The 25,565-nt window shown below is 55.4% G+C and carries 20 protein-coding genes and 1 riboswitch; of the genes, 4 read left to right on the top strand and 16 right to left on the bottom strand.

Annotation, left to right across the window (positions count from 1 at the left end; all coding sequences use genetic code 11):
• Nucleotides 1-74 precede the first annotated feature (74 nt).
• The 3 genes from M0651_RS00815 to M0651_RS00805 form a co-directional block, all read right to left on the bottom strand.
• Entirely contained in the window at nt 75-824 is a 750-nt protein-coding gene (locus M0651_RS00815; RefSeq protein WP_282577677.1) for an amino acid ABC transporter ATP-binding protein, read from the bottom strand.
• Between the two features lie 12 nt (nt 825-836).
• A complete protein-coding gene (locus M0651_RS00810; protein ID WP_248549962.1) occupies nt 837-1,496 on the bottom strand; it encodes an amino acid ABC transporter permease in 660 nt (219 codons plus the stop codon).
• A gap of 111 nt (nt 1,497-1,607) precedes the next feature.
• The gene (locus M0651_RS00805; protein WP_248549961.1) at nt 1,608-2,393 is read right to left on the bottom strand and encodes an amino acid ABC transporter substrate-binding protein; all 786 of its coding nucleotides are present in this window, start codon (nt 2,391-2,393) and stop codon (nt 1,608-1,610) included.
• A gap of 417 nt (nt 2,394-2,810) precedes the next feature.
• On the opposite strand from M0651_RS00805, the gene M0651_RS00800 reads away from it, so the two are divergent.
• On the top strand, nt 2,811-4,466 hold the full coding sequence (locus M0651_RS00800) for a glycoside hydrolase family 9 protein (RefSeq protein ID WP_248549960.1): 1,656 nt from the start codon (nt 2,811-2,813) through the stop codon (nt 4,464-4,466).
• Between the two features lie 804 nt (nt 4,467-5,270).
• On the opposite strand, the gene M0651_RS00795 is transcribed toward M0651_RS00800, so the two are convergent.
• Together M0651_RS00795 and M0651_RS00790 are read right to left on the bottom strand one after the other, a co-directional pair.
• Entirely contained in the window at nt 5,271-6,968 is a 1,698-nt protein-coding gene (locus M0651_RS00795) for an SGNH/GDSL hydrolase family protein (protein ID WP_248549959.1), read from the bottom strand.
• Between the two features lie 26 nt (nt 6,969-6,994).
• Nucleotides 6,995-7,918, bottom strand: coding sequence for an AraC family transcriptional regulator (locus M0651_RS00790; RefSeq protein ID WP_248549958.1), 924 nt, complete (start codon nt 7,916-7,918; stop codon nt 6,995-6,997).
• Between the two features lie 155 nt (nt 7,919-8,073).
• Here M0651_RS00790 and M0651_RS00785 point away from each other — a divergent pair, with 155 nt between their 5' ends.
• Nucleotides 8,074-10,209: a glycoside hydrolase family 52 protein gene (locus M0651_RS00785; protein ID WP_248549957.1), complete on the top strand. Its 2,136-nt coding sequence runs from the start codon at nt 8,074-8,076 to the stop codon at nt 10,207-10,209.
• Nucleotides 10,210-10,314: 105 nt separating this feature from the next.
• Here the strand turns inward: M0651_RS00785 and M0651_RS00780 are convergent, their stop codons facing one another.
• The 5 genes from M0651_RS00780 to M0651_RS00760 all read right to left on the bottom strand — a co-directional run bounded on the left by M0651_RS00780 (nt 10,315) and on the right by M0651_RS00760 (nt 15,421).
• On the bottom strand, nt 10,315-11,331 hold the full coding sequence (locus M0651_RS00780) for a DMT family transporter (RefSeq protein ID WP_248549956.1): 1,017 nt from the start codon (nt 11,329-11,331) through the stop codon (nt 10,315-10,317).
• 131 nt (nt 11,332-11,462) lie between these two features.
• Nucleotides 11,463-11,619: riboswitch (FMN riboswitch) on the bottom strand.
• 106 nt (nt 11,620-11,725) lie between these two features.
• Entirely contained in the window at nt 11,726-13,012 is a 1,287-nt protein-coding gene (locus M0651_RS00775; protein ID WP_248549955.1) for a glycoside hydrolase family 18 protein, read from the bottom strand.
• A 68-nt stretch (nt 13,013-13,080) separates the two neighbouring features.
• A complete protein-coding gene (locus M0651_RS00770; protein ID WP_248549954.1) occupies nt 13,081-13,956 on the bottom strand; it encodes a MetQ/NlpA family ABC transporter substrate-binding protein in 876 nt (291 codons plus the stop codon).
• Between the two features lie 17 nt (nt 13,957-13,973).
• Nucleotides 13,974-14,645: a methionine ABC transporter permease gene (locus M0651_RS00765; RefSeq protein ID WP_155606538.1), complete on the bottom strand. Its 672-nt coding sequence runs from the start codon at nt 14,643-14,645 to the stop codon at nt 13,974-13,976.
• A gap of 11 nt (nt 14,646-14,656) precedes the next feature.
• Entirely contained in the window at nt 14,657-15,421 is a 765-nt protein-coding gene (locus tag M0651_RS00760) for a methionine ABC transporter ATP-binding protein (protein ID WP_248550288.1), read from the bottom strand.
• Between the two features lie 337 nt (nt 15,422-15,758).
• Between M0651_RS00760 and M0651_RS24015 the strand changes: the two genes are divergently transcribed.
• A complete protein-coding gene (locus M0651_RS24015; protein WP_282577675.1) occupies nt 15,759-16,715 on the top strand; it encodes a collagen-like protein in 957 nt (318 codons plus the stop codon).
• 181 nt (nt 16,716-16,896) lie between these two features.
• On the opposite strand, the gene M0651_RS00740 is transcribed toward M0651_RS24015, so the two are convergent.
• From M0651_RS00740 to M0651_RS00725, 4 genes are all read right to left on the bottom strand, one after another.
• Nucleotides 16,897-17,775, bottom strand: a complete 879-nt coding sequence (locus M0651_RS00740) for a nucleotidyltransferase domain-containing protein (protein ID WP_248549951.1) — start codon at nt 17,773-17,775, stop codon at nt 16,897-16,899.
• Between the two features lie 21 nt (nt 17,776-17,796).
• Nucleotides 17,797-18,561 (bottom strand): SDR family NAD(P)-dependent oxidoreductase, encoded by a 765-nt coding sequence (locus M0651_RS00735; RefSeq protein WP_248549950.1) that lies wholly within the window; start codon nt 18,559-18,561, stop codon nt 17,797-17,799.
• A 166-nt stretch (nt 18,562-18,727) separates the two neighbouring features.
• Entirely contained in the window at nt 18,728-20,056 is a 1,329-nt protein-coding gene (locus M0651_RS00730) for an S-layer homology domain-containing protein (protein ID WP_248549949.1), read from the bottom strand.
• A 214-nt stretch (nt 20,057-20,270) separates the two neighbouring features.
• Nucleotides 20,271-20,609, bottom strand: coding sequence for an ArsR/SmtB family transcription factor (locus tag M0651_RS00725; protein WP_248549948.1), 339 nt, complete (start codon nt 20,607-20,609; stop codon nt 20,271-20,273).
• Nucleotides 20,610-20,739: 130 nt separating this feature from the next.
• Here M0651_RS00725 and M0651_RS00720 point away from each other — a divergent pair, with 130 nt between their 5' ends.
• Nucleotides 20,740-22,161: an MFS transporter gene (locus M0651_RS00720; RefSeq protein ID WP_248549947.1), complete on the top strand. Its 1,422-nt coding sequence runs from the start codon at nt 20,740-20,742 to the stop codon at nt 22,159-22,161.
• A 95-nt stretch (nt 22,162-22,256) separates the two neighbouring features.
• Here the strand turns inward: M0651_RS00720 and M0651_RS00715 are convergent, their stop codons facing one another.
• Nucleotides 22,257-24,791: an ABC transporter permease gene (locus M0651_RS00715; RefSeq protein ID WP_248549946.1), complete on the bottom strand. Its 2,535-nt coding sequence runs from the start codon at nt 24,789-24,791 to the stop codon at nt 22,257-22,259.
• Nucleotides 24,778-25,491, bottom strand: a complete 714-nt coding sequence (locus M0651_RS00710; RefSeq protein WP_248549945.1) for an ABC transporter ATP-binding protein — start codon at nt 25,489-25,491, stop codon at nt 24,778-24,780. The genes M0651_RS00715 and M0651_RS00710 overlap by 14 nt, the downstream gene beginning before the upstream one ends.
• Nucleotides 25,492-25,565: the final 74 nt, after the last annotated feature.

The raw sequence follows: 25,565 nt of genomic DNA, 5'->3' as shown, positions 1-25,565 counted from the left end.
TCGCGGCAAAAAAAGGCGGCAGCCTCGGAACTTCAACTGCGAAGTCTGAGGCTGCCGCCTTTATTGAGTTGACTTTAGAGTACCCGCTGCAAAAAGGAACGGGTCCGTTCATGCTGAGGAGCTCCGAACAGCTGCTCCGGCCGGCCGGATTCGATGATCTCGCCGTCCGCCATAAACATCACGCGATCCGCTACCTCCCGCGCAAAGCCCATCTCATGTGTAACGACGATCATCGTCATCCGCTCTTCGGCGAGCTGTTTCATGACCTGCAGCACCTCGCCCGTCAGTTCGGGGTCGAGCGCCGAGGTCGGCTCGTCGAACAACAGGATCTCCGGGCTCATCATCAGCGCCCGGGCGATGGCGACCCGCTGCTTTTGCCCGCCGGACAGGTTGGACGGATATACCTCTGCCTTGTCGGATAACCCGACCTTCTCCAGCAGCTCTGAGGCTTTGGCGCGGATATCCGCAGCGGCCAGTCCTTTGACCAGCTTTGGCGCCAGCTCCAGGTTACCTCGTACCGTCAGATGCGGAAACAGATTGAAATGCTGGAACACCATCCCCATGCGCGCGGTGATTCCCTTAAGCTTGGCGCTGCTGGCATACCGTCCGTCCTTCGCCAACGTCTCGCCGCCGATGCGGATGCTGCCTCCATCGATCTCCTCAAGATGAGCCAAGGCGCGCAGCATCGTGCTTTTGCCAGACCCGGACGGTCCGATAACCGCCAGCACCTCACTGGCAGCGACGTGAAAAGAGACGTCCTTCAGCACCTCCAGGTCGCCAAACGATTTTCGTAAATGCTCGACTTCTACGATTGCTTGATCCATAACTCCAGCCCTCTACTCGAATTTAAACTTCCGCTCCAGCGCCTTGAACAGCACGGTAAGCACCAACGTCATCAACAGGTATAGCACGCCTGCAAGCACAAACGGCATGATCGTAAAATCTCGGTTGACCGCTGTTTGCGCAAAATGCAGCAGCTCGGGCACGGCCACCGCATAGAGCAGAGCCGTATCCTTGACCAACGTGATCGACTCGTTGGAGACAGCAGGCAACGCAATCCGCAGCATTTGCGGCAATACGATTCGCGTCGTGGTCTGCCAGCGGCTGAGGCCCAGCACCTTGGCCGCCTCGTATTGGCCTTTGTCGATCGCCAGCAAACCGCCGCGGAAGATCTCCGCGAAGTAGGCTGCGTAATTCAGCGTAAAAGCCACGCAGGCGGCCACAAAACGGTCCATCACGAGAAACTCGCCAATAACTGGAATCACCGGCAGACCAAAGCAGACGAACAGCATTTGCAATAGTAGCGGCGTGCCGCGCATGACATAGATATACGCGCCGGCAAACCAGACGACCGGTTTGATCCGGCTGCGAACCATAAAGGTAAAGGCAAATCCCAGCGGGATCGACGTCACGATCGCCAGCGCAAACAGTAGAATCGTGGTTTCCATCCCTTCCAGCATCGGCCCCAGGATACTTAACAAATACTCCATACTCATGGTCGCTCTCCTCAAATCCATCCATATTTATTCAGGCCATGCCCCGCCAACTTCACCAGGGCCAGCAAAAAACCGGATTCCCTTAGCAATCCGGTTTTTTAACGCAAGCTTCTACTTCAGTACTTTATCCTCACCAAACCATTTTTGCGAAATTTCGGACGCGGTCCCATCCTGGTTCAGCTCGTCAAGCGCCTGCTGCAGTTTGTTTAGCAGCTCCTCATTGCCTTTCTTCACGCCGATGCCGTATTCCTCGGGCGCCAACGATTCGTCCAGCAGCTTAAACGTCCCTACTTCTTTGGACATGTAATATCTCGCCACAACCTCGTCGATCACGACCGCATCGAGCCGCTCCGTCTTGAGATCGCTGAGCGCCAACACGTTGTCCGGGAATTCGGAAACGGTTTTGATCTCGCTCTTGATCGGAGCCGCGTTTAGCGCGTCAGCCGCGGAAGATAACGACTGCAGGCCCACTTCTTTACCGGCCAGATCACTAAGCTGAGCAATTTCCGAATCGGCGAGCGTGACGACCACCTGGCTATTTTTCAAGTAAGGTTTCGTAAACAACACTTTGCCTTTGCGTTCATCCGTAATCGTATATCCGTTCCAGATCAAATCGATCCGTCCGCTGTTCAGTTCGGATTCCTTCGCCGACCAGTCGATCGGCTGGAAGGTGGCCTCCATTCCCATTTTCCCCGCCGCCGCTTTGGCGTAATCAATGTCGAAGCCCACAATTTCATTATTTTCATCACGGAAGCCCATCGGTGCGAATTTATCATCGATCCCGATCACCAGCTTGTTGTCCTCTTTCCCCGAGCCTGAGCCCGAGCAGCCGGCCAGCATCGTCAATACTAGAGCCATCACAAGGCCCATCATGATCATTTTTCGATTTGTTTTCATCTGTCTCTCTCCCCCTGAGGTTAACCTCTGTGTGCAAGCTTCTTGCGTGCTGCTGTTCCTGCAATTGCTCCCCTGCGCACGCTTCTTTCGTGCTGCTGTTTCTGTGCTTGCATCAACAGAAGGTCTTTCACTTTAGTTCGCTAATACGTTATCAGACTATCATGATACCATACTACCAGAGAAGAGTCGATAGGATCCCCGACGTTTGTCAGAAACTCCCGGTTATTGTGACAGATCTCCGAACGATCCAATACCGTTGAAATTATGACGATCGATCATTCAATTTCGAGTCTTGTTATTCGAATCGGAACGTGCAAGGATAGAAGAGTAATGAAGCAGCATTAGAACTGAGTCTAGTAAGAGGAAATACACAAATTTGAAACCGTTTACTTAATCGATCGAAAAGAGGGATATGTCATGAACCAAACGTCCAGCACCCCTATGCCGCTGCGTCGAAGTATCGCCGTCAACCAGCTCGGATACCCGGCCGAAGCCGCTAAATCTTTTGTTTACGCCGGTCCGGGCGGTGAATTCGAAATTGTTGATACTTCTTCGGAAGAAGTAGTTTACCGGAGCACGACCGGGCCTTCGCATTGGGACGAAGCGTCGGGAGCAACGGTCTGCCGGGGTGACTTCGGGGATCTAAGAACGCCGGGAACCTACCGGGTTAGCCTGAATGGCCAAAGCTCGGCGGCGTTTGTCATCGACAGCAACCCCTATACCGATTTGCAGCAAGGCTTGCTGAAGGCCTTTTATTATTTGCGTTGCGGCATGGAGCTGGAGGAACCTTTCGCCGGCCCATGGAAGCATCACGCCTGTCATACCTCCGAAGGCATCGTTTACGACGACCCTTCCCTTCGCCTGGATAGCTGCGGCGGTTGGCACGACGCCGGCGATTATGGGAAATATACCGGCCCAGGAGCCAAAGCAGTTACCGATTTGCTCTTAGCTTATGAGGGGAACCCGGGGGCGTTTCAACGATCGATTCCGTTGCCGGAAAGCGATGATCGGATGCCGGATGTGCTACACGAATGCCGATACGAGCTAGAATGGTTGTTCAAAATGCAGGACCCTCGTACAGGCGGTGCTTTCCACAAATTGACGACCAAGCAATTCCCGCCACTGGACGTGATGCCGGAGGACGACCGGGCCGCCTTGTATTTCCTGCCCGTCTCCGCGACTGCGACCGCTTGTCTGGCCGGCGTTATGGCATTTGCCGCGAGAGTCTACCGGCCGTTCGACGACGCCTTCGCCACACGGTGCCTGCAAGCGGCTGAGCGCGCTTGGGCTTGGCTGGATCGCACACCACCTCATCCGGACGGTCCCGGCTTCAAGAATCCGTCCGATGTAGGCACGGGCGAATACGGCGATGCGAGCGACTTAGATGAACGCTATTGGGCCGCCGCCGAGTTATACCGTACGACCGGCGATGCGAACTATCATGAAGCGTTCCGCGAGTTGGCTGCGCTCCCCTTCGCCAAATATGAGCTAGGCTGGACCAATATGAGCGGCTACGGGACCATCGCCTACCTGCTTGGTGCAGAAGCGAGTGCCCATACAGATGCCGATTTACGCGCGACGTTGCAACAGGGACTGCTCGCGGAAGCGGAACGGCTAGCCCTCCGTTGCGCGGAAGACGGTTATCTAACCTCCATGCGCCCGGAGGATTATATTTGGGGTAGCAACATGTTGCTCATGAATAACGCGATGCTCTTCCTGATCGCACGCCGTCTTGGCGGTGAGGAACGTTACCGGGAGCTGGCGCTTGAGCATATTCACTATCTCCTGGGTCGCAACGTACTTGATATCAGCTACGTGTCCGGCTTTGGCGACCGCCCGGTCAATCATCTCCATTACCGCCCGTCCGTAGCGGACGACGTGGAAGCGGCCGTTCCCGGCCTCGTGTCCGGGGGTCCAAACCGCAACCTGAACGACGACTACATGCAGGAGCATCTGCAGGGCCTGCCTCCAGCACAATGCTTCGTCGACCACGAACTCAGTTACGCCGGAAATGAAGTAACGATCTATTGGAACTCGCCGGCCGTGTTCGCCGTCTCACAGTTTGTGAAGTAACCTTAAAAAGGACGCCGCAGAGAATGCCCTGTGTGCGTCCTTTTTCAGTGGCTTAATTAGGACGATCGGTGCGGTCACGAGGAATGAGAATGTATATGAAATTTCGAATAGAATCGCCGAGTTCACGCTCAAATAGGGAGTTATATATGAAATTTCGAACATAACTGCGTTTTCCACCCTCAAATCCGAAAATCTATATGAAATTTCATATAGAATGGCCTGTTAGGAGGTTAGCTGCTGCGAACGGATATGTTGTTTTGCGCAAAAAGACCGGTGTGATTCAGCTAACCCATCAGACGTGCGTAAGAAGCTACAAGTTACCAGTAACGTGCAGCGTGAACGAGATACTAGATACAAGTTGGAAATTGTGAGTTGTAAGTCATGAGTTGCTAATTACCCGTTTGCGGATTTGTGATTCGGGTTATGATTGCGAGTTAATGGCATGGTGAGTTGTGTGATGCCAGTTATGGTGCATGGCTAGTATTGAGTTGTGAATTACGGGTTGCTAATAGCAAGTTTTGAGTTGCGAGTTGTGAGTTAAGCGTTGTGACTTGTGAGTTATGGGTTACGTCTTGCGAGTTGTGTGTTACGAGTGTGTAGATACGTGTTGCGAGTTGTGAGTTACGAATTGCGAGCTGTCAGTTACGCGTGTGTAAATCCGGTGTACGAGCTACTAGTTACAAGCTTCGCGCTATTGGCCATCAAACTCGCTCCTTAAACGCCCCTCTTCCTCATCCGTTACTTCCCCTCACTTTAACGCAACGAACCACCGCCCAAATCGTAGTGGACGGTGGTTCACGATTGTTATCGCAAGTGGTTCGCTGCCGCTGCGAGAACAAACTCCACGATCGGCGTGACGTCGGGCAAGCTGTGCGGGTGATGACCGCCACCCGGCTTGAGGATCGTCGTCACCGCGCCGCCGTGGGCTTGGTAGGCGCGCTTCAGCACCGCGCCGTTCTCCTCGAACGGCACGTCGAGGTCCGCGTCACCGGAGACGAGCAGCACCGGCACGCCGGCGCGGGCCGGCGCAGCGAGCCCCGCCAGCAGGCGCTCCGTCACCTCGCCGGCAAGCCGGGCGGCCTCCGCCGGAGAAGACGCGGCTTGGGCGATGCCGTATGCTGCCAAGCAGTCGCGCCACTCCTCCGGCGCGCCTCGACCCGCACCCTGGCCCCCCGGCCAGCTGCGGATGTCCACCACCGGCGCGTCGAGGTACAACGCCGCGACGCGATCCGGGTACAGCGCGGCGTACCGCAGCGCGTACAGGCCGCCCCGGCTGAAGCCGAACAGCACCGGCTTCAGGGCGAGCGTGTATTTCGCGGCCACCTCGGCGCGAAAGGCTTCCATCTGCCCGGCAGCGTACGGGCAGCCGTAAAGATGGCTCAGCCGGCAATAGGCGATATGCCAGCCTTGCTTGAGCAAGGCGAGGTCGGCGTCCGCGAACGCGCCGAAGAACTCGCTCCGCCACACCCACGGCCGACCAGGCGCGGCCTCCTGCGGAGCGACCACCACGCATTCGCGGCCGCCGAAGTAAAAGTCGGTGCGCACATCCCCCATCCATTCGCGCACCTCCTCGCTCTCCGCGCCGCCCTCCGCTAAGGCGGCCCGCTTGATCGCCGGCAGCAACGCCTCCGCCTGCTGCAACGCCTCCGCGAGCGGCGGCGTCTCCATCTTGTTCGGGTTCGTATGCCCGACATGTTCCCGCCATGCCGCGTTCAGCACGGCTCGGCGCTCGCCGACTAGCCGAATGAACTCACGATTCCCGCTTTCCGCCCAATCCGGTATCCGCTCCATCTCCAGATGGAACACGCGGCTCAGAATCGTCCGCGCGATCACCCAATGCCCGTCTTCATTCGGGTGGATGCCATCGCCGTAACGATAATCGGGGTCCGCCTCCCGCCGCGCGCGGATCAAATGACCAAGCGGTTCGCGAAGATCCACGACCGTCAGCCCTTCGGCCTCGCCGTACTCGCGCACCCAAGCCCCATAACGTTCCAACACAGAGTTATAGTCGACGTAAGGGCGCTCAAACGAGTAATCGTCCATTCCTTCCGGCAGCGCCTCCCCGCCGATCGAGGCAACGTCAAACGGCGGCGGCGTCATCAGGATGACACGAGCTCCCGCGCCGCGCACCCGCTCAACAGCCCGGCGCACTCCGTCGCGATAAGCTTCGAAGCGTGATTCACCCAGCGGATGGTAGATGCCGTCGTTCATACCGTAACAAATAAATGCCCAATCCGGCCGCACTTCCGCCAAAGCGCGCTCCAAACGCTCGTGCACACAGGGACGGGGAAACGGATGATCCGCTTCGCTGGTTCCCGCCGCAGTTTCGCTGCTAACCCCCAAATTGATCCACTCCAGCCGGCTTTCCGGCAGATGCTTCAAGAAAAAAGCCTCCAAATTACGGATATACGTTCCGTTCTCCGTAATGCTGTCGCCAAAAAAGACGATTCGCTTGCGGAGCGGCAACGCGACAAAGTCAGCGCTTTCAATTTCTATGGTCAAAGCAGCCCATCCCTTTCTATATAAAGTTAAATATGAAACCTGGCTCTGAACTTGCCGGGCGATTCTCCGGTCCAGCGTTTAAACTGCCGGCTGAAATGTGCGATATCCTTGTACCCCAGCCTCATCGAGACGGCTTCCACCGACAGCTCCGGCTCCATCAGCAGGAGCTTGGCCTTCTTCAGCTTTAACGCCGATAAGTATTGGCGCGGCGACATCCCGTAGACGCTGCGAAAAATCCGGTTGCAGGAGGACGCACTGTAACCGAGCCCGGCGGTAACCGCCGCAACGGTTTCGCGCGTCCGATCCCCATCGCCACCGTCGTCGCCGTCGCCGCCGAAACCCTCGACCGTTACCGCGTTCCCAGCCTCCGACTCCTCGACGCTGCGCTCCAGACCGGCGGCAATCTCCGCCGCGATCCGGTTCGTCCGGCTGCCCGGAGCGCCGGCTTCCCGTTCCGCCAGCCCTTCGCTCAGGCCGGCGAACAGCTCGAACACCGCGGACAACGCCCGCATCTTGTCCGCCAGCTTCGCGCCTGCCCCATCCGAGGTCAACGTGATCAGCTTATCCAAGCTTGGCCGGATGATCGCGGCCAGCGGGCTCTCCGCCGTGTGCAGGAGCTCCTCGCCGCGGCAAAGCAACTCGCGGAGCACGGGCTCGTCGACGTTAAAATGCAGACAATAATACGTCATCGGCTCCGTCCCGAGCGCCCGGCTTTCGTGCACATCCTCGGGACGCAGCAGCAGGAAATCGCCAGGCTGCTGTACATACCGTTTGCCGCCCACGATCATCTCCTGACTGCCCGCCAGCAGCAGGTTCACCTCGAACAGCGGGTGGCTGTGCCGCGGGTACGACCACGCGCTCGTCACCGTCCGCAGATGCGCGGCAAAGAGCTTAAACGTCGAGTCCATATCCGGCAGCATATATTCCGTAACCTGATGTTCTCTAACCACCCTCGTCCCTCCGCTTCGCTGTTTGTGGTCCCCCTCCTCGCCGCCTTTGAACGTTTTGGATAAATCGATCGGCGGTTTGGATATGGGCGTTCCCCCAAAGCCTTGATATAATCAAACTAGCACAACCGCAATCATTTGAACAGGAGGTAATTAACTTGGGTAAAAATATATTCTTTAACGCGCATCACTCCCCGATGGGAGCCTTCGCCAGCTTTACGTTGGGACATCCCGGCCAAAGCGGCGGATTCGACCTCGAGCTGGGCAGCCCGCCTAAGCAGAACATCTACATCGGCTTGCAGGACGACGGGCAAGAACATTACCGGGCCCTGCCATTCTTCGGCGAAGGTCTGGACGAGCGGGATCGTTATACGACGGAAGAGAGCAGTGACGAGACCAGCGAACAGCATTCCGTTCAGAAAATAGAAAGCGGTCTCATCGAACCGTTCGGCCGCGGCGAGATCGTCCGCCGATTTGGTGCGGCGATCGACGAATGGCAAGCCGGCGATTTAACGTTCCGCCTGATCTCGCCGTTTGAAGGCGTGCCCGACCCTGAGACGGCGACCGAAGAGCAGCTGCGTTTCGCGCTCATGCCGGCCGTGCTGGCGGAAATTACCGTCGACAACACCCGGGGAACTTCGTCGCGCAAAGCCTTCTTCGGCTTGCAGAACATCGATCCGTTCAGTGCGATCCGACGCTTGGAGGATGTGACCGACGGCCGGATCTGCGGCATCGGCCAAGGCCGTCATACCGCGATTGCGGCGAATGACCCGCGAATTACGAGCGCAGGCTTTTTCACGATGGAAGCGATCCTGAAGCCAAAGGTTCCGGAGAACCTCCGATTTGGTCTCGGGCCAGTGGGCGCTCTGCTCATGGATACCCCAGCCGGCGAGAAAGCTACCTACCGCTTTGCACTCTGTTTCTATCGCGCCGGTTATGTCACCACCGGGATGGACGCGTCCTATTATTACACGCGGTACTTCGCCAATATCGAGGACGTGGCAGACTATGCGCTGGCTGAGTTCGACCGTAAGCTGGAGGTTGCGCGGAAGGCCGAGACGCTAGTCTACGACTCGAAGTTGACCGAGGACCAGAAGTTTATGCTCGCGCACGCCATCCGCAGCTATTACGGTTCCACCGAGCTGCTGGAGCAGGACGGCAAGCCGCTATGGGTCGTAAACGAAGGCGAATACCGGATGATGAATACGTTCGATTTGCTGGTCGACCAGTTGTTTTTTGAGCTAAAAATGAACCCGTGGACGGTCAAAAACGAGCTGGATCTCTACACCAGCCGCTACAGTTATCGGGACACGGTACGACTTCCCGGAGATGCGACCGAATATCCCGGCGGCATCAGCTTCACGCATGACATGGGCGTCGCTAACACGTTCTCGCGTCCGGGCTATTCGGTTTACGAGCTGCATGCGATTGACGACTGCTTCTCCCATATGACCCATGAGCAGCTCGTCAACTGGGTATTGAGCGCCACGGTTTACGTCCGTCAAACGAATGACCGCGAATGGCTGGATCGCAACCTGCCGATTCTGGAGCAATGTCTGGAAAGTATGGTGAATCGCGATCATCCGGACCCGGCCAAGCGGACCGGCGTGATGGGTCTTGACAGCTCCCGCACGATGGGCGGAGCCGAAATCACCACCTACGACAGCCTGGATGTCTCGCTGGGACAAGCGCGGAACAATATCTATCTGGCAGGCAAGAGCTGGGCAGCTTACGTAGCAATGGAAAAGCTGCTGCGTGCAAACGGACGCGAGGCGGCGGCCGAACTGGCCGGACGGCAAGCGGAGCTGTGTGCCGGAACGATCACCGCGCATCTGCTGCCCGGCGGCTATATTCCGGCGGTTATCCAGGAGAATAACGATTCCAAGATCATCCCGGCGATCGAGGGTCTGATCTTCCCGCTGTACACCGGATGCGAAGAAGCATTGGATAAGAACGGCCGATTTAGCGAATATATCGGTGCGTTGTCCAAGCACCTGAACACGGTGCTGCAGCCGGGCATCTGCCTGTTCGAAGACGGCGGCTGGAAGCTGTCCTCGACAAGCAACAACTCCTGGCTCAGCAAAATTTACCTCTGCCAATTCATCGCCCGTCAGATTCTCGGCCTGAATTGGGATGAACAGGGCAAGGCAGCCGATGCGGCGCATGTCGCCTGGTTGACCTCCGAGAAGAACGCCTTCTGGAGCTGGAGCGATCAGATGATGGCCGGCGTAATCTGCGGCAGCCGGTATTATCCGCGCGGCGTGACGGCAATTTTGTGGCTGGACGAGAACTAAACGGACAGGACCAATAAAGCAGAATAGGAACACAAAAAAGCGAGGTTTTCCAACCCCCGGCAGGGGCGGAAGACCTCGCTTCTGTTTATTATTTTCAGCAACAGGTTATTGCTTGGCGGCTCCCTGGCGGGAGATCAGGAACAACGTGCCCCAAATCAGAACGAAACCACACACTTGGGCAGGCGTAATCATCTGCTGGAAGGCAATCCAGTTGATTAGAACCCCAACCATCGGGAAGCTGAGTTCAGCTAATGTGGCGACCGAAGCTTTCGTTGTCGTCAGCCCTTTGTAGTATACAAGCAGGCTGAGCAGTCCTGGCAGCAACGCTTGTCCCAGCATGTTGAGTGAAAGTGCAGTAATTTGCGAGGTACCGGTAGGCAGGTTCCAGGCGGCCCCTTCGTTCCAGGTGATGGCCAGCAGCAACGGCAACGCCAATACAAACCGCAGCGACGTCACCGTCTCATATTTCATATGACCAACCATCATCCGGCCCATCACGGTGGATCCGCCCCACAACGCGGCGGCGCCCAGCGACAGCAAGCTGCCCACCTGCACGAAATCGCTCCAATGCCCGATTGGCATCGTAAATCCGAAGGTCAGCAAATACGTTCCGAGCAATGCAATGACCAAGAAGCCGAAGAAGAACCGCGGCAGCTTCTCTTTGAGCAGCAATCCGGCCAACAGGATGGCAAACAGCGGCTGCATCTTCTGCAGCAATAGCACAGCGTTCAGATCGCCGTTCGACAGCGCCATCGTAAACAGAATCGTGGCGATAGCCGAGCCGCCCCAGGAAATGAAGAGCAGCGCGCCCCCTTGCTTCCAGCCCAGCCCTTTGAGCTCGGCGCGGTTGTTCCATAAGACGGGTATGGCGATGAGTGCGATAATAAGGTGCTCAATGAGTACGATTTGCGCCGATGTCAGCGAGTCTAACAGGATGACTCGAAATAACGGGTCTACGCCCCACAGTGCCGCCCCCAAAACAACGAGCCAAAACCCGCTTCGCGATTTGCGAGCCTCTGCCTTCGCAGACGATTGCTGAACCTGGCCGGATGTGCCCGTAAGCGCCCCCGCGCCTGCTCCGGCTTGAATCCGGAGCCCGCTGTTCACATTTGCTTTTTCCATCGTGTTTGTCCCCTTCTTGAATAGAGGGTCTAAGTAGAAAACCCCCGCATTGACCTTCGTAAAGGTTTGCGGGGGCTGACCAAATAAGCCTGTGAGGAACCGTACCGGTCCCTGGATCAAACTCTAGCTTTATTGATCTTCTCCCATCCGGACTTTACCGTCGGCCTTGGAATCGCACCAAGTCAGTCGCGCGCGGCCGATAGAGCCACAAGCGAGTCGCGGGCTGCAGTTTCTGCGATCAGAAACCTCACCGCCGGTTAGGAATTTCACCTTACCCCGAAGATCTCTATTCATTTAAATTTTGATTACTAAACTTGTTTATATCATAACGCAGGACATTCGGGAACTCTGTTACAAAAATCACAAACTCCTCTCGCGTCCAATAAATTTGGTTCTACCCTCGTTTGACCACATCGAAATTGTTTTCGATTAGCAGCCAATTTTGCGGAAAACTCAAGCCCAGCTTCCAATAACTCATCCCGCGTAGCCCCAGCTCCTTGATCAAATTAAACTTGGCTTGGATCGAGCGGGCATCCTCAAACCATACTTCATGTTCCCGTCCTTCTCCATCCCAATAATGAAAAAACGGAGCCTGATCCCGGTCGCTGTATTGAATCGCGACGCCATGCCTTGCAGCGATTTGGATCGCTTGCTGGGGACTAACCGCCCGCGCGATACTTCCTTGCACAAAGGGCAGCGTCCAATCGTAGCCATACAGATTTTGCCCCATCATAATTTTGGAGCCGGGCATTTCGGACAACGCATATTCCAGTACCCGCCGGACCGGACCGATCGGTGATACCGCCTGGGCCGGCCCCCCGCTGTAGCCCCACTCATAGGTCATGATCACAACAAAGTCGGCGATTTCCCCGTGCGCCCGGTAATCATGCGCTTCATACCACAATCCCTGCTGGCCGGCGCTTGTCTTGGGCGCCAGGGCCGTGGACATCAGCCAACCTTGCTGCGCAAACCGCGCTTTGGCCTTATGCAGGAAAGCGTTGTAGGCTTCCCGATCGGCCGGTCGCAGGAATTCGAAGTCGAAATGGATGTCCCGGAAACCGTAATTGCTCGCCGTCGTGACGATGTTATCCAGAAAACGGTCCTGGACGGGGATATCGTTCAACAGAATCCGGCCCAGCTCATCGCTGAACTGATCGTTCTCCTGATTTGTGATCACCATCATCAGCACGACCTGATTCGCCCGAGCGATTTCCGGAAACTGATTTAACGGCGGTTCTTTGAGCGAACCATCCCGCTGCGCCTGAAAGCTAAATGGAGCCAGGTAGGTCAGGTGCTGCGCCGCTTCACGCGCGCTCTCCTCCAGCGCCGGAGCAACCGCCCCCCCGCGCGGCTCAACATAGGCGTTAAACTCGGCGCTTCTTCGCGGCCGCGGCGGGATATACAGGCGAAATCCGATCGATAGGGATTGATCGACAGCGATGGCGTTGACGCGGGCTAACTCCTGATAACTTAACCCAAAACGCTGCGCGATCGACCATAGGCTGTCCCCAGACCGAACCCAATAATAGCTGCCGACGATCGGGATAACCAAGGTTTGTCCAACCACAAGCTGTTCCGGGTTCGGCAGTTCGTTGGCTTCGACGATATCTTCATAAGGTACGCCATAAGCTTCCGCGATGCTGTAAGTCGTTTGGCCCGGCTGGACAGGATGAATCTGCATTAGCTCCCCTCCTTCATATGGATCATGTTATCACCATCCTATGAAGGAGCCAGTTTGACCTATTCCCGTTAGAACGCCGGAAGGGCGATCTCGTTGTAATTGTCCTCAAGGAATTTCTTGACTTCCGGGCTGGAAATTGCCTTTGCCAGCTTCTGGATCGGTTCTGAATCCTGATTGTCCTGACGGGCGACCAAGGTGATGGCAAACGCCGATTCAACGGTTTCTGTCAGCAAAGCATCTTTCTTCGGCGTAAGTCCCAGCGGGCTGGCATAGGCCGGAGTCATCAGTACCAGATCGGCGTCATCCAGCATCCGCGCCAGCATCAGCAGATCCACTTCTTCGAATTTGTAGTTATGGCTGTTTTCTACGATGTCGGCCAAGGTAGCCTGGATACCAACGCCTTCCTTCAGCTTGATCACGCCGGCTTTATCCAGCATATCCAGCGAACGCCCCCCGTTCGTCGCGTCGTTTGCGATCACGATAGTCGCCCCGTCCGGCAATTCTTCCATCGATTTATAGCGTTTGGAGTAGGCGCCGTACACGGCGTGATAGACCGGCTGAACCGGAACGAGAGTGGCGTTTTTATTCTTATTGTATTCCTCCATCCAAGGCACGTGCTGGAAGAAGTTCGCATCGACCTCCTTGTTCGCCAGCGCATCGTTAGGCTGAATATTGTCAGACAACACGACAACCTCCAGGTTGATGCCTTCCTCTTTGAGCTGCGGTTTAATGAGCTCCAGGATGTCCGTCATCGGCGGAATCAAAGAAGCCACCTTCAGCGTTGTCATTTCCTTCGTCTCGGACTCGGCCGCAGCCGGTGCGCCTACGCCCGTCTCTGCAGTCCCGGTGTTCGAAGCGTTCGAAGCATTGCCATTATTGCCACATGCGCTTAACACGAACATCAGTAACGCCAGCGTCATCATCCATTTCCCTGTCTTTATCATGGTTTCTCCCTCCGATATTAGCGTTTATCCAGCCAGCGGGATAACGCATTTCCTATAAATTGAATTCCTTGGACCAGAACAATCATTAGCAGGATCACCGCGGCCATCAGCTCGGTTTCGAACCGCTGATAACCGTAGCGGATGGCAAAATCACCCACTCCGCCGCCGCCGACCACGCCCATCACTGTTGAATAAGAAATAAAGCTGATCGTCGAGGAAGTCAGACCCAACACCAGGCCGGATCGGGCTTCCACGTATAGAAACTTCGTCACAATCTGAAGCTTCGACGCCCCCATGGACCGCGCCGATTCGATCACGCCTCGCGGCACCTCGAGTAAGGATTGTTCGACGAACCGCGCATAAATCGCAATCGCAACGACTGCGAGCGGGATGGAGGCCGCCAGCGTCCCGATCGCCGTTCCGACGATGAGACGGGTGAGCGGAATCATAAACACTACCAGCAGCAGGAACGGAAAGGAACGAATAACGTTTACCGCTCCGTTCAACAGACCGTACCCCAGGCGATGTTCATAAAGCTGGCCTTTACCGGTCAGATACAAGGCGGTTCCCGTCGGCAAGCCGAGAAGAACGGCAGCGAGCAGAGCGATTCCCACCATGGCGAACGTCTCGCCGACCGCTTCGCCAATTTGGCTGCGGTACTGGATGAAGTTGTCCCACATTAAGGTCATATCCAACCCCCTCACACCTCCGTTCCGCCAAGCAGCAGTTCCCGGTAAGAAGCGCTGTAGCCTGCGATACCGGAGGTTCCGGCTTCCGCTTCGTTACGTTCGAGCGTAAACGCATCGGTCAACCGGCCGTCCTCCATCACCGAAACCCCTTGGCAGATGCTGCGCACCACGTCCATCTCATGCGTGACGATCACAATTGTCACTCCCAATGTCCGATGGACATGCAGCAGGACTTCCAAAATTTCCGCGGTCGTCTTCGGATCCAGCGAGGAGGTCGGCTCATCGCAGAGCAGGATATCCGGCCGACTTGCCAGCGCCCGGGCGATGGCCACACGCTGCTTCTGCCCACCACTGAGGGAAGCCGGGTATTGGCCGGCCTTGTCCTCCAGACCCACAAAACGCAGGCACTCCCGTACACGGTTAAGGCGCTCCCTCCGCGGCAAACCCGCAAGTTCTAATGGTACGGAAACATTCCCGCTGACCGTGCGGTTATTCAGCAGATGGAACTGTTGAAAAATCATGCCAATCGAACGCCGCACTTCACGCCGCGTGGTCTCAGGGAGCGCAGTAAGCTCCCGGCCCAGTACCGTTACGGTTCCCTGATCCGGCAGCTCCAGGGCGTTCATCATTCGCAGCAGCGTCGATTTACCGGCTCCGCTGGGGCCGATGATACCGTGGATGGTACCTTGCGGAACTTGCAGAGACACGTTGCGAACCGCCTCAAACCGTCCGCTTGGCAAGTGATAGATCTTGCTGACATGCTCCAACGTGATGATAAGCGTCTCCCCCTCCCGATCCGCGTTCTGTATTACTTATTTATTTATTCTGTTACATTATGATTCACCTGTTGATTATAGACCATTAACAATACTGTGTCACTAATATTAATTATTTATGTAAATAGGGAGAATTCTAAGCAGAGGGGTGGAATCGTCTCGAAAGCTAGTGAATCCATCACGAAAACCCCCTATTTTTCAAAGGGGGTTGTGTCTCTCATTTTTTGAGAGTTAGGCAAAAACCGCTTTCTGTTTATGGAGGTCAATCGTCCAATCTTTCCGCGGAATAGACAATACACTAAGGTTGAATCAACTTATTGGAGGTGTAATGATTCATATGGGTATGAGCGAACACAAGCATCGCAAACACCACAAGCATCGGAAGCTTCACCGACTCCACAAACACCACAAGCTTCATAAACACCACAAGCTTCATAAACACCACATGCATCATGGCAAAGTGAAGAAGATTATTAAAGTTAAGGTGAAGCCAGAAATTAACGTGCAGGCTCCGCAGGGGCCCGCGGGAATTCAAGGTGTTCCCGGTCAACAAGGTCTACCTGGCGCACAGGGCATTCCAGGTCCTGCCGGACCCGTTGGACCCATCGGACCAGTAGGGCCAATCGGACCCACTGGACTTCAAGGACTACGGGGCCTTCCTGGCGAGCCTGGACCCATCGGACCCCAAGGGATTCCCGGGCTAGTCGGACCGGCCGGACCCCAAGGGATTCCTGGCCCTGAGGGTCCAGCAGGACCAGCAGGAGGGCCTCCTGGACCTCCCGGACCCGCAGGGCCAGCAGGACCCGCAGGGCCAGCAGGACCCGCAGGGCCAGCAGGACCCGCAGGGCCAGCGGGACCCGCGGGTGCAGCAGGACCCGCAGGACCGGCGGGAGGCATCTCCGACTTTTTAAGTATTTATCGTGTTGACCCCGGTACAGGAACCGATACGGTGCCTGGTAATACCGCCGTTGTTTTCAACGGGTTATTGGCGAACTCCGGCGGAGCTTTTACATTTACGCCTCCATCCGCTACAGTAACCATCAACGAAGCAGGGGCCTATTTGGTCAACTTTACAGTTCACAATCAGGGGAATGCGGATTTCAACCTGACCATAAACGGCGCTCCGATCACTCCTGCTCCGTTTACAGGAAACGGCGGCGGCCCTACTTCAGCGGAGGTCATCGTTAGTGTCCCAACCGTACCGACAACTCTTCAAATTGTAAACGCAAATGCGACTCCTGCTCAGCTGCATAACTTGTTAAACACGACCTTAACGATTTTGAAGCTAGCTTAGTAACGTTGATCTATCGATTCGTTTGGCCTGCCATGGATTTGGCAGGTCTTTTTCTATTAACGTATTCGAGCCTCATGTGGAGTGTGCAAGGATATCCGTCCTATCAGCTATTGAACCACGAGACAGAGTTACCCTATTGATAGGTAAGCTGGGTTCCGTTCCTATGAAAGGCTCAGCTCCCCTAGAGAGGAACCCCCCATACCTCCTGCAGAACGGAGCGGAACAATCCATCCAGCACGTCGATCAGAGCGCAATTTATATCCCGGTTTCCCGATTCCAGCGCGGGGGCAAGCTGCTCATAATAAACCAGACGCTCGGCCAAATATTCGTCCAATCTCAGGAGGCGGGGCTGTGGTTTCGGCAGAGCCTCCGCCCTTTTACGGGTCAGAAGGAGAGCGATCTCCTCCCGTAGCCCCTCGCCTTGGGCAGGCAGAGCCGCTTGTGCAAGCAGCTCAATTTCTAAAGGCGGCGGCGTACCGCAGCGTTCAACCCAGGCGCAGGCGAGCAGCGGCCGGAGAACGTGAAGGTATGCCTTGGGCTTAACTTGCTCACCCGCGAGTTCCATCCGCAAGTTACGCTTTGCCATATGCAGGTAGTGATACATCGCGGCTTTCGCGGAGAAGACTTGCGGCGCCAGCGCTTCCAGCCGCTCCCGAAGTCCATAAACCTCGGTATAGACGATCGGTGAGGCCAACCATTCGAACAGGGTGGGGTTCCCTTTGCCGAGCAGCGACAACGCCTTGCGTAAATCCCAGCCAGCCATATCAAGCTCGCCGTCATCCCCAGGCTGAGCCGGACCGGACCGATCTCCGTCAGGCCGCCCGCCTTCACAGCCATCACTTATCGGGAGCTCAATGACGTCTCTCTTCTCTCCGATCGACAAATACCATTCCACCGGCCGCACATATATGAACCTGACATCATAATCACTCGCGGCGGACGCGTATGCCCAGGCCCGGCTGCCCGCTTCACAGGCATATAGAATACGCATCTGTTCCGCCTCTTCCGTCTGCCGCAACTGCTTTAAGATCCAAGGTTGACCTTCTTCCACCGCTGCCACTGCCGCCGCCTCCTTCCTCGCCTAAATGGCCGGCATCACATTGCCACCGCTGACCGGGAGATAGATGCCCGTGATAAACCCGGCCAACTCGGAGACCAGAAATGCAACCGCATTGGCGATATCCTGATCTTCGCCTCGACGCTTCAACGGAACTTCGGCGATATAGGCGGCATCATTTCGTTCCGCCAGCTCGCGATCGCGTTCGCTGATCGTCCAGCCTGGGGCCACCTGATTCACGGTGATCCCGTGCTCTCCTACCTCTTTGGCTAAGACGCGGTAAACGCCGTCCATGCCTCTTTTTCCCGCCGTATAGGCCGATTGGTTCGGGAAGTTCTGCATGGCGCACTCCGTATTGATTCCGATGAACCGCCCCGATCCTTTGCCAATCATCGCCGGAATAAACGCCTTGGCTAGAAACACGCTCTGCAGCACGCAAGATTCGAATTGGCTAACATAATCATCCGCCGGTTGTTCAAGGACAGAGGTCCAGTTATATTGCACGACCGCATTGGCTACCACGATATCCGGATCACCAAGCTCCGCCGCCACCTTGACTTGCATCGCTCGAATATCCGCCTCCTTCGTAATGTCGCCCCGCACGGTGATGGCCGTTCCGCCGGCCACGGTTATCTCCCGCTGTAATTCCTGCGCCTTGGCCTCATTATGGACGTAGTGAATGGCCACCTTCGCTCCGCAAGCCGACAACGTCCTTGTCATGACCCGGCCCAATTGGCCGGTCGCCCCGGTAATGAGCGCGATTTTCCCCGATAGATCGATATGAAGCATAATGACGTTACCTCCTTGAACTGGGTGTTCCCCGCATGGACCCTCATCGGACATTACTTCCATTCTACCTTCCGACTATTGGAAAAGCGAACCGCAAAAAGGCCCGGCTTAGGAGAAACTCCCCTTAGCCAGGCCCTTTGGGATAGTAAACGCCAACGACCGTTTACTATGATTTGGCCGCAATCGAGAACACGACCGTCTTGGCGTAGTTATCAACCAGCACGCTCACCGAGAAGTCCCCGACCGTTGCCTGCTTGTCGGCCAGCGGGCGGCCCGCTTCCACTTCAGCGCAAATCGCGTCAAACCAGCGGCGAAATGCGATAGCATCGTAGGTGAACAGTTGGTTGGCAAACAACTCGATCGATTCCGTGTTTCGAGCTAATGTTCCCTCCCGAAGCCGGACAGTGATACCGTAAGTATTGTACGTCGGATCGAGCCAGATCGCCGCTTCCTCCGCCGCTGTCCCGCTGGATGCACTGCCTCCTCCTGCTGCTGTCGCCTGCTGTACCGCCGCCTTCTCCTTCTCGTCCTTGAACAGGCGCAGCGTTGTATCAAACAAATCGTAGTTTGTGCCGCGCAACTGACCGGCCTTCCGTAAGATATCATACGCATCCCACATCCGTTTATCAGGAAAAGCGACAATTCTTTGCCCCCCGCCGGCGGTCGGGACAAGACGTTGCAGCTTCCCTTCCTCGGGTTGAATCGGGATTCGTTTCGTTTTGTCTGTCAAACGGTTAAGCAGGACCAGTGCCTCGGCCCGCGATACGGTACGTCCGACACCAAAATTCCCGTCCGGGTATCCCTGCATAATCCCCTTGATCAACGATTCCGCGATAAACTTCTGCTGTCGGTCGCTCGCGCTGGTCAAATCCCCATAGGACGCGGCCACCGTCCGGCCGAACTGTTCATCCTCCAGAAATTCAGTCTCCTGCAGCGTGTAATATAGCACTTCCGCCACATTTTCCCGGGACATTCCGACTTGGAAATCATTGTATCGACTTTTGTTCAAAAAATTCAAATCACTTGCCACATCGATATACGGCTTGGCCCAATAACCCGTCATCGCCGGTTTGAAGTCGTAGTAACGATAATCCTGCTTCAGGATCGTTCGATTCTCTTCGCTAAGGGATTCGAGGAAAGACGCACGCCAAGTGCGTTCCAGGTTCGGGTGCTGCTCACTGTAGGATAAGATCAGCATCTTGATGAATTGATCCACCTGCACCGCTTCGTTAGGCCGGAAAGTCCCGTCCGGGAACCCGTTCAGAACTCCCTGTGCAACCATGGACTCGATTTCCTTCTGCGCCCAATGTCCCCGAATATCTTTAAATACAGCGGAATCTCCGGACGTCGCCGCTGCCCCGGCCACGGATGGACCGATAAATACATTCGCCAGCCCGTAACCTCCGGTTACGCTGAAGAATACAGTTAGCAAGCAAAACGCTGCTGCTTGGCGCCATCTCCGTTTGAAGATACGCTTCCAAATCTTTCTAATCATCACTACAGCCTCCCAAGTCTTGACACATGATGCGTTATGTACAGCACACGCAAATACGCTGCCACTACTCAGAAAACCATAATTCAGGACGGATGTGAATAGGTCGAACGGCAGCCGGAATTCCGACATGGCTGCCACTGCTTCGCCTGCTCCTAACGAACCGGCAATAAGGCCCGGAGCAGGGCTCCGGGCCTGGGTGGATCTTGGTTCTTCGTTACTCAGATATGGTGCTTTTATCCTTTGGATCGGATTTCTCGTAAGCCTGAAGAATCGAATCAAGCAAACCCGGAAAACGATATTCCAAATCTTCCTCCCGCACTGACATAAACCGCTGCGTGCCTTGGATGCGGGTAAACACAACACCGGCTTCCCGCAGCGCTCGGACATGGTGGGACAACGTCGATTTGGCGATTGGAACCTCGAAATAATTGCAGGGCCGTTCGCCGCTGCGGCGCATTTCAGCCACAACACTGAGCCGAATGGGATCACTCAAAGCGTACAGCACAGAGGACAACTGAATGTCATCCCGGTCAGGGTGATATAGAACTTTCATCAGGATAACTCCTTTATAATAAAAATTCGTGGTGAATTTAGGATTCCCTAATTGCATCATAAGCCAACGCATGTTATATTTCAATTGTTCGATAATATTCGAACATTAAAACAAAGAAAGAGTGGGTGAAATGAAAACCATGCGTACCCGTACCGTCTCCACCGAAGCCGTCCATCCCGTAGCGCCGGACACTTCGTCTCCCCAGATTAGAGAGGGGTTGTTAACCGCGTTGCTCTCTATTGCCGTCGTACTGGTTATCATGAACACGGCGATGTTTAACTTGGCGCTGCCGGATGTCACGGAAGCCTTTCACTTGTCGGCCGCCGTCACCTCGTTGATCGTCACCGGCTATTCGATCATGTTTGCCATTTCATCCATCACGTTCAGTCGGCTTTCTGATTTCCTGCCGATCCGGCGCTTGTTGGCGATTGGCCTAACGACGCTGGGGATCGCCGCCGTAACCGGATTATTTAGCCCGAATTTCTGGATTCTTCTCGCAGTCCGCGTCGTTCAAGCCTCTGGAGCGGGAGCCGTTGTCTCCTTATCCCTGGTTACCTTATCCCGTTACGTCCCCATCGAGCGACGCGGCAAAGCGATGGCTTTGATCATGTCGGCCGTGTCGCTGGGACTTGGCCTTGGCCCCGTCGCCGGCGGCGCGATCGTCGAATACTTCGGCTGGAGATACCTGTTTGTTATCACGGCGTTAACCTTGTTGCTGGTTCCGCTTTTTCTACGACACATCCCGAGAGAACAACCGGTTCGCGGGGCATTCGACACCCTCGGCGCGATATTCGTAGCCGTCGGTACGACCGGCCTGCTGCTGTTTCTGACCGAACACTCCTGGACGGCGCTGACGGTTGGCGCAGCCGCATTGGCCCTGTTCGTCTGGCGTATTCGCACCGCCTCCGATCCGTTCGTCTCGCCTGCGTTGTTTCGCAACGGGTCGTACCTTGCCTTATCGATCGTTGGCATCGCTTCGTATTTGTGCAGCTTTGCCACCTTGTTCTTACTGCCGCAAATCCTGGTGCATCGCTTCGGATTAACCGCCAGTCATGCCGGGCTGATCATCTTCCCAGGTTCGATCCTGGCGATGGTGGCTTCTCGCAAAGTTGGCTCCGTCATTGACCGTCACGGCAACGGCGCGATCTTGCGGTATGTTCCGCTGCTCGTGCTGAGCTCCATGGTCCTGTTCGCCTTGTTCAGCGGGCAATCCTGGCTAGCTATCCTATTCATCTATATGCTGATTAGCTTAGGATTTACAATGCTCTCAAGCAGCGTATCGAACGAAATCTCCCGTATTCTGCCGGCATCCCAGGTTGGTTCGGGGATGGGGCTCTTCCAGCTGCTGCAGTTCTTCAGCGGGGCCTTTAGCGTCGCTATGGCCTCCAGCGCGATGGAATGGCAACACGGTCTCTCGCTATCCGCCGCCTATTCTAATATTTTCTGGGGTCTGATGGTGATGGCGTTGCTCGCTCTCGGTTCGTCGTTTGTTTATTTGCGAAGCATTACTGTACAAGGAAACCCGCAGCAAGGCACCTCTGTTGAACTGTAACCCGGTTGAGCATAGTGAAACCCCTGGAGCACGTTCGGAACGTATGGCGTCCGACGCCACCCCAGGGGTCTTGCTGTTCCCGGTGATCCGGGGACCTATTCGGCTTCACGTAATCTCGCCACAATCGTTGCTCGCGACATCCTGCGGTAAGAAACCAAGGTCACGATGAAAGCCATCAAGACTAGCAGTGTGATCAGGCTTGCGAACGGCAAAGGACTCATTCGAAAATCCGTAAACGCCATACCGTCCGCGATCCCCTTGGCAACCAGATACGTCAATCCCATACCTGCCGTACCTGCGATCAAGCTAGTCAGGAATACGCTGTAGAGTCCTTCCAGCACAAGCATCGCTCTTAATTGCCTCCGGGTCATGCCAATGCTCTCCAAAATGGCAAATTCGCCCCGTCTTGACCACATGCCCGTCATCACCGTATTGATGTAATTGAGGAGCCCAATCAAGCCAATCACCAAGCTCAAGCTATACCCGATCGTTTGGAAAATACGAATGAAACCTTGCATCTCCTCCTTATAATCCTCCCGGGATTTGACGACTAAGCTGGGATGGGATGCTGTGAAGGACTTCACCGCCGACTCCACTTCACCCAGGTTCGTCGGATCGACATGAAGGGTCACAGACAATAGAATCGGGTCCTTCACCGACTTTACGAACTCGTCCGCCGGCCAAAACACCTTAAAGCCCCCGACGGTATAGAATTGAGTTCCCGCCGCACTCATCGCATCCGAATCTAATACCGCCATCACCTTGTAGCTTTTGTTCATTCCGTCGAACTGGATGGAATCGCCCGGCTGATAATAACGAGCATATTGATCGGACCCCAGCAAAGCTTCGGTCACAAGCACGTAATCGCCGGTGTCGAATTTGTCTCGATTAAACGTTCCGGCGACGATTTCCTTCGGATCGATCACCTCGTACCACCCCGGATCCAGACCATGGAACTGCAGATCGACAGACTTCTTCGCTTTGATCCAGGCTATCGAAGACTCATCCGGACTCTCCGTTGTGGATAGAGGTTCAATGATCCGCCGAATCTTCTCGTTCAACGGAAGCGAAGCCATGCGGTAGTATACTTTGTCCATGCTGGTAACTCCGGCAATTTGTTTTAACTTCCGAGAGAACTCCTCCGTTAACGCGGCGTCATCCGGAGCAGGAACACCTCCCCGGCCGCTGACGTCTTCCTTAATTACGAAATCCCCCGTAATAAAGCTGTTCAAATACTTATTAACGCTAAACGAAGAGATAACCGTATAGATTACACTGAACAAAATGATGCTTAATGACAAAGAGGCCAGCATGAGCAGCAGCTTCTTTTTGGATCGGAACAGATTCGCGAAGGCCATACGAGAGAGCTTGGCCCCGTGCGACGAACGTTTCATCTTCCGAACCAGACTCCGGTTCACGTTCCCTCTGATACCGGAGAATTTCACCGCTTCGATCGGGGAAATGCGCGACGCGGTACGACCCGGTTTACTCGCAGCGATCCGTACCGTCAGATAAGCAAAAAGCGCCGCCCCGATAAAAATCAAAGGGTTGCCGGAGCCCACCGTCTCCTCCGCCACTTGGCTGGAGAATCCGCTCATCAGCGGCATCAGACCTACACCGATTCCGTACCCCAACGCCAAACCAATGGGAAGGCCCGCCAGATAGAGATGATTCGCTTGCTTGGAAACGACGCGCTTCAGTTGACGCGGCGTCGTTCCGATGGTCTTTAAGAGACCATAGAACTTGATATCCCGTACCACGGAGATATGAAAAATATTGTAAATTAACAGATACCCGCTGATCATGATGATCAAAATGAGCACAAGAAACGGAATTACATTGGCCGGATCTTCCTCCAGGCCAACGCTGCTATATGCCCAGTTTACCCCGTACGGGGCATCCACTCCGGTATCTGACAGCACCTTTTGCAGCTTCTTCTCAATACCGAAGGAATGATCGAACATTACGTCCAGCCGAATCGTATTGACGTAACTGCCCGTTTTCCGGGTCTGCTTCGGATCGATCTGGGATAGATGCTGTTGGACGAAAGCCTCCGAGACGAACGCCATCCCCGCCATCGATAAATTCCGGTCCGCCGGAAAAACCCCCGACACCACAAATTCTTTCGTAACCGCTTGCCCGTCAATATCGAGTTCCAGACGCACCTTGGCCCCCACTTCATGGGGCACTCCAAGCAAATCCAGCACCCAGGTACTCGTAGCGATCCCATTCTCTTCCGTTGGCAAACCGCCCTCTAGAAATCGAATAAAACTATGTCTCGCCTCATTCTCGTCGATGTGATCAATTTCCAGCGTCGTGCCGCGGAATACGTCGCTGGTCGCTCGGCCAACCAACACAGATTGGCCGTACTCCTTGATCGACGAGTGATCACGGAGTTTCTCCGCCTCCTCGGGTGTCAAGTATTTGAAGCTGCCGTGATAGTCGCCGCCGGCGGTCTTCATCTTGGTCAACTGCATCGATTCATTGATGCTGAACGCCATCGTGAATACCGAGGTGAGCAGCAGCGTCGTAAGAATGATCGCACTGACGATCATCGCGTTACGCGGCAGATTCGCCCTCAGGCTTCGGTTGACGATGGTTGTGATCCCTGTTCGTCTACTCGTGCTCATTCGACGTTCCCGCCCCTCTTCCGGCGCGGCTGGAATGGCTGGCGATCCGACCGTCCTCGATCCGCACGATTCGATCCGCAGTGAGCGCGATCTCTTCATTATGCGTGATCATCACGATCGTCTGGCGGAATCGCTCGCTCATTTGCTTCAACAGGACCATCACTTCCTGGCTCGTTTTACTGTCCAGGTTCCCGGTCGGCTCGTCCGCTAATACGATGGAAGGTTTGGTGGCCAGCGCCCTGGCAATTGCCACCCGTTGCTGCTGTCCGCCGGACAGATTGGCTGGCAAATGGTGCACCTTATCGGACAACCCAAGCGCGCCGATCACCTGATCCACATGCTCCCGATCTACCCGAGCACCGTCCAGCTCGATGGGCAACACAATATTTTCATATACATTCAAGATGGGTATCAGATTGTAGCTTTGAAACACAAAGCCAACCGACCGTCGCCGGAAAATCGTCATCTTCTCGTCGTTCATGGCATAAATATCGTTTCCGTCCACGTGCACCTTGCCTTCGGTGGGACGATCCAATCCGCCCAGCAGGTGGAGCAGCGTGCTCTTCCCACTGCCGCTTGTGCCAACGATCGCAACGAACTCGCCTTTATCCACACTTAGCGAGATTCCATTCAGCGCCTTGACCGCGTTAGTCCCTTGACCATAAATTTTCTTCAACTCTTCAACTTGCAGGATCGGCATACCGTCTACCTCCCAATGAAAAAATCCTGTACCTCATTCGTACAGGACTTACTGTAGCAAACCAATCTTTCGTG

The sequence above is a fragment of the Paenibacillus mellifer genome, assembly GCF_023195895.1.
In the GTDB taxonomy this organism is placed as follows: domain Bacteria; phylum Bacillota; class Bacilli; order Paenibacillales; family Paenibacillaceae; genus Fontibacillus; species Fontibacillus mellifer.
The sequence above is the reverse complement of the archived record's forward strand: the minus strand, read 5'-3'. Positions and strand labels throughout refer to the sequence as shown.

Coding starts and splice junctions, on each gene's coding strand:
- M0651_RS00815 (WP_282577677.1), bottom strand. CDS start 824: ATGGATCAAGCAATCGTAGAAGTCGAGCATTTACGAAAATCGTTTGGC.
- M0651_RS00810 (WP_248549962.1), bottom strand. CDS start 1,496: ATGAGTATGGAGTATTTGTTAAGTATCCTGGGGCCGATGCTGGAAGGG.
- M0651_RS00805 (WP_248549961.1), bottom strand. CDS start 2,393: ATGAAAACAAATCGAAAAATGATCATGATGGGCCTTGTGATGGCTCTA.
- M0651_RS00800 (WP_248549960.1), top strand. CDS start 2,811: ATGAACCAAACGTCCAGCACCCCTATGCCGCTGCGTCGAAGTATCGCC.
- M0651_RS00780 (WP_248549956.1), bottom strand. CDS start 11,331: ATGGAAAAAGCAAATGTGAACAGCGGGCTCCGGATTCAAGCCGGAGCA.
- M0651_RS00775 (WP_248549955.1), bottom strand. CDS start 13,012: ATGCAGATTCATCCTGTCCAGCCGGGCCAAACGACTTACAGCATCGCG.
- M0651_RS00770 (WP_248549954.1), bottom strand. CDS start 13,956: ATGATAAAGACAGGGAAATGGATGATGACGCTGGCGTTACTGATGTTC.
- M0651_RS00765 (WP_155606538.1), bottom strand. CDS start 14,645: ATGACCTTAATGTGGGACAACTTCATCCAGTACCGCAGCCAAATTGGC.
- M0651_RS24015 (WP_282577675.1), top strand. CDS start 15,759: ATGGGTATGAGCGAACACAAGCATCGCAAACACCACAAGCATCGGAAG.
- M0651_RS00735 (WP_248549950.1), bottom strand. CDS start 18,561: ATGCTTCATATCGATCTATCGGGGAAAATCGCGCTCATTACCGGGGCG.
- M0651_RS00730 (WP_248549949.1), bottom strand. CDS start 20,056: ATGATTAGAAAGATTTGGAAGCGTATCTTCAAACGGAGATGGCGCCAA.
- M0651_RS00725 (WP_248549948.1), bottom strand. CDS start 20,609: ATGAAAGTTCTATATCACCCTGACCGGGATGACATTCAGTTGTCCTCT.
- M0651_RS00720 (WP_248549947.1), top strand. CDS start 20,740: ATGAAAACCATGCGTACCCGTACCGTCTCCACCGAAGCCGTCCATCCC.
- M0651_RS00715 (WP_248549946.1), bottom strand. CDS start 24,791: ATGAGCACGAGTAGACGAACAGGGATCACAACCATCGTCAACCGAAGC.
- M0651_RS00710 (WP_248549945.1), bottom strand. CDS start 25,491: ATGCCGATCCTGCAAGTTGAAGAGTTGAAGAAAATTTATGGTCAAGGG.